Origin of the sequence: Arthrobacter sp. Hiyo1, from assembly GCF_001263615.2 — a bacterium.
Classification (GTDB): domain Bacteria; phylum Actinomycetota; class Actinomycetes; order Actinomycetales; family Micrococcaceae; genus Arthrobacter.
The window spans coordinates 444,569-447,323 of the sequence record NZ_DF952468.1 but is presented as its reverse complement, the minus strand read 5'-3'; the positions used below and the strand labels follow the sequence as shown (position 1 = coordinate 447,323).

The following is a 2,755-nucleotide window of genomic DNA, read 5'->3' as shown; positions in this document are numbered from 1 at the left end:
GGATGCCGCCCGTCACGGCACGGACCCGGCGCAGCCGCGTGGCCCACTCCGCACTGGTTGCCACCACGCCGCCCATGGCATCGCCGTGGCCGCCCAGGAATTTCGTGGCACTGTGGAGCACCATCGCGACGCCGTGCTTGAGCGGTTGCTGGAGGATCGGCGTCGCGAACGTGTTGTCCACGAGCACCGGAACGTCTGCGGCGTCGGCCACCAGGCGGTTTAGGTCCACAAGATCCAGGCTCGGGTTGGCCGGGGTTTCCACCACCACCAGGCCGGTGTCCGGACGAAGGGCATCCCGCACGCCGTCGGCCTTGACGAAGGTGACCTGGTTACCCAGCAGGCCGCTGGCCAGGACGTGGTCCGTGCCGCCATAGAGTGGCCGCACCGCAACCACGTGCGTCTTGCCTTCTGATTGGGCGGCGAGCAGCACGGCGCTGAACGCAGCCATCCCCGAGGCAAAACCGACAGCTTGCGCAGCGCCCTCGAGCGCCGCTACGCCGTCTTCGAACCTGGCTACCGTAGGATTCCAGAGACGTTGGTACACCGTGCTCTGACCGTCGAGGGGCACGCCGCCCGTGGCCATCTGCTCGTAGGCGAGGCCGCCGTCGTGGACAGAAGGCAAAGGCGCAGTGGTTGAAAGGTCGATGGGAACGGCATGCACGCCCTGCTCCGTGAGTCCCGTCCGGCCGGCGTGGACTGCGAGTGTATCGATGGCTGTCACTGCTCTCCTTGAATTATTCACCGTTGAATTCGGTCAGTATCTGGCAATAATTCGGAGATTGACAGTGCAAATGAATGGATTGAGTGGAAACTGGCACCTATGATGAATAGACAGCAATTTCAGGAGGATCCGTGACCATCACCCCGAAGAACGTTCGGCCCGTCGGCACCAGCGAGCCATTGGATGCGATCGATGAGCGCATCCTGGCGGCTTTGGTCGACGATGCCCGGATCTCCAACAAGCAGCTGGCCGAACTCGTCGGAATTGCTCCGTCGACGGCGCTCATGCGTACGAGGTCACTCTCCGAACGCGGCATTATCGAGGGTTTCGAAGCAGTCCTCAGCCTCCCGGCGATCGGCCGATCGGTGCAGGCCTTGATCGCCGTGCGCCTTCGCGCGCATGACCGCGACCAGATCGACCGCTTCACGGCCCGGGTCCCCGCCCTCCCTGCAGTGATCTCCACGTTCCACACCTCCGGCTCCGTGGACTACCTGCTGCATATCGCGGTCGCCAACACCGACGACCTTCGCGACTGGGTCCTGGACAACCTCGCCACCGACCCCGTGGTGGGCCACACCGAGACCACTTTGGTCTTCGCCCACATCCAGGGCAACCACGGGCCGCTGCCGGAATAACGGCTGACTTGGACGCGGCTTGGATTAGACCCGCTTAGCGGCGTGGCTCGAGTCCCGAGTGGGCCGCCGCGATAGCGTCCTGGCGCAAGTCGCCGAGTTCCTGCCGGCGCCTCAACGCCGCTTGCTGCACCGCCAGCTCGAGCGGAGGAATGGAGCGCCTGCGCTCGGCCCACGAGACAAGCCCGGATCCGATTCCGGCGGCTGCCGATTCCAACATGGAGGGCCGGCGGTAGGTGCCGCATGATGCGGTGGCTGTGCTCATGACTCTTTCCCTTCGGTGCCTGCTGCGTGCGACTTCGCATCGCGGGACTTCTTGTCTCCGGCCCACGCCGGGACTCCCAGGATCGGGAATGCGTTGAAATGGATCTGCACGGGGCGGGCGTCGTCCGCCTCGGGTTCGCTCCGGATTTCCTCCAGGAGATTGCGGGCGAAGGCTTCCATGGAGCGGGCGTAGCGGCCAAGCTGCTCCGCTGACATCCGGGCGTTGGCTGTGTTGACGATGGCCGCGTCGAGCCATTCTTCGTCCAACGAGTCCATGCCGTGTGCCATGAAGTCGGCGAGGACAGCCTGCCTGCTGCGTTCGAACTCGCGGGTTACCAGCCGCGATGCCTCCTGTGTTGCCGGCGAATGTGCCAACTCGGGCGAGGTGATCTGAATGGCTCCCCTGGGCCGCTCCCACCACCGCTCCCGCGCGGTCCCCTTGCCCTGGACTTCATGGACGAAGTCGAACTTGGCGAGTTGCCGCAAGTGGTAGCTCGTAGCGCCGCTGGATTCATCGAGGAGTTCGGCCAGGCTGCAGGCGGTCTGTGGCCCATACCGGGACAGCATCTCAAGGATCTGAACCCGCAACGGGTGCGCGAGCGCTTTGAGGGATGCCGTATCGACCTTGCGAACGGGGAATTCCGGCTCTTGAACCTTGTCCATGCCGGAAACGCTACTCTTGCAAAGAAACCTTTGCAAGAGTTTCTTTGCAAATCAACCTTTGCGAACTTAGTTCGCAGTCAGAACCGCCGGTCAGCCCCTGCGGAGCACCCTGCGGAGGGATGCAGCAGCGAGCACCGTAGCTGCCAACCCGCACACCACAGTGAAATCGCTGGCGGCCGCGCCTAGCCCGATCACCGAGGCAGCCAAGCCCAAGCCGATGACCGGCACCGCGCTTCCAAGGTAGGTGATGACGTACACCGTGCTGATGATCTGGGCATGTCGGGACGCCTCGACTTTGCTGGCAACGTCGTTGAACACCAAGCGGAAGGCGATCCCCTGCCCCACCCCGGCGGACAGGCTCGCTGCCACCAGCAGAATCGGACTGGACAGCGATGCCGCCGCGCCGACCAGCACAATGGAAATTCCCAGGACCATCAGGCCAGCGGGCACGGCGAACCTGCCGCGGACCGTCAGC

The 2,755-nt window shown here is 64.4% G+C and carries 4 protein-coding genes and 1 pseudogene; 1 reads left to right on the top strand and 4 read right to left on the bottom strand.

Going from position 1 to position 2,755, the window contains the following annotated elements; translation table 11 throughout:
* A partial coding sequence (locus tag AHiyo1_RS02020) for a PLP-dependent transferase (RefSeq protein WP_148667419.1) occupies positions 1-721 on the bottom strand: 721 nt, incomplete at its 3' end.
* 131 nt (positions 722-852) lie between these two features.
* Here AHiyo1_RS02020 and AHiyo1_RS02015 point away from each other — a divergent pair.
* Positions 853-1,356 carry an Lrp/AsnC family transcriptional regulator gene (locus tag AHiyo1_RS02015; protein WP_059387454.1) on the top strand — a complete coding sequence of 168 codons (504 nt, stop codon included), beginning with the start codon at positions 853-855 and terminating at the stop codon, positions 1,354-1,356.
* Between the two features lie 34 nt (positions 1,357-1,390).
* Here AHiyo1_RS02015 and AHiyo1_RS02010 read toward each other — a convergent pair whose 3' ends face one another.
* From AHiyo1_RS02010 to AHiyo1_RS26045, 3 genes and pseudogenes are all read right to left on the bottom strand, one after another.
* Complete coding sequence (locus tag AHiyo1_RS02010; protein ID WP_059387453.1) at positions 1,391-1,618, bottom strand: hypothetical protein; 228 nt, start codon at positions 1,616-1,618, stop codon at positions 1,391-1,393.
* Positions 1,615-2,280: an ArsR/SmtB family transcription factor gene (locus tag AHiyo1_RS02005; RefSeq protein ID WP_059387452.1), complete on the bottom strand. Its 666-nt coding sequence runs from the start codon at positions 2,278-2,280 to the stop codon at positions 1,615-1,617. Before AHiyo1_RS02005 ends, AHiyo1_RS02010 begins: the two co-directional genes overlap by 4 nt.
* A gap of 90 nt (positions 2,281-2,370) precedes the next feature.
* Positions 2,371-2,755, bottom strand: a pseudogene (locus AHiyo1_RS26045) (MFS transporter); the annotation flags it as partial.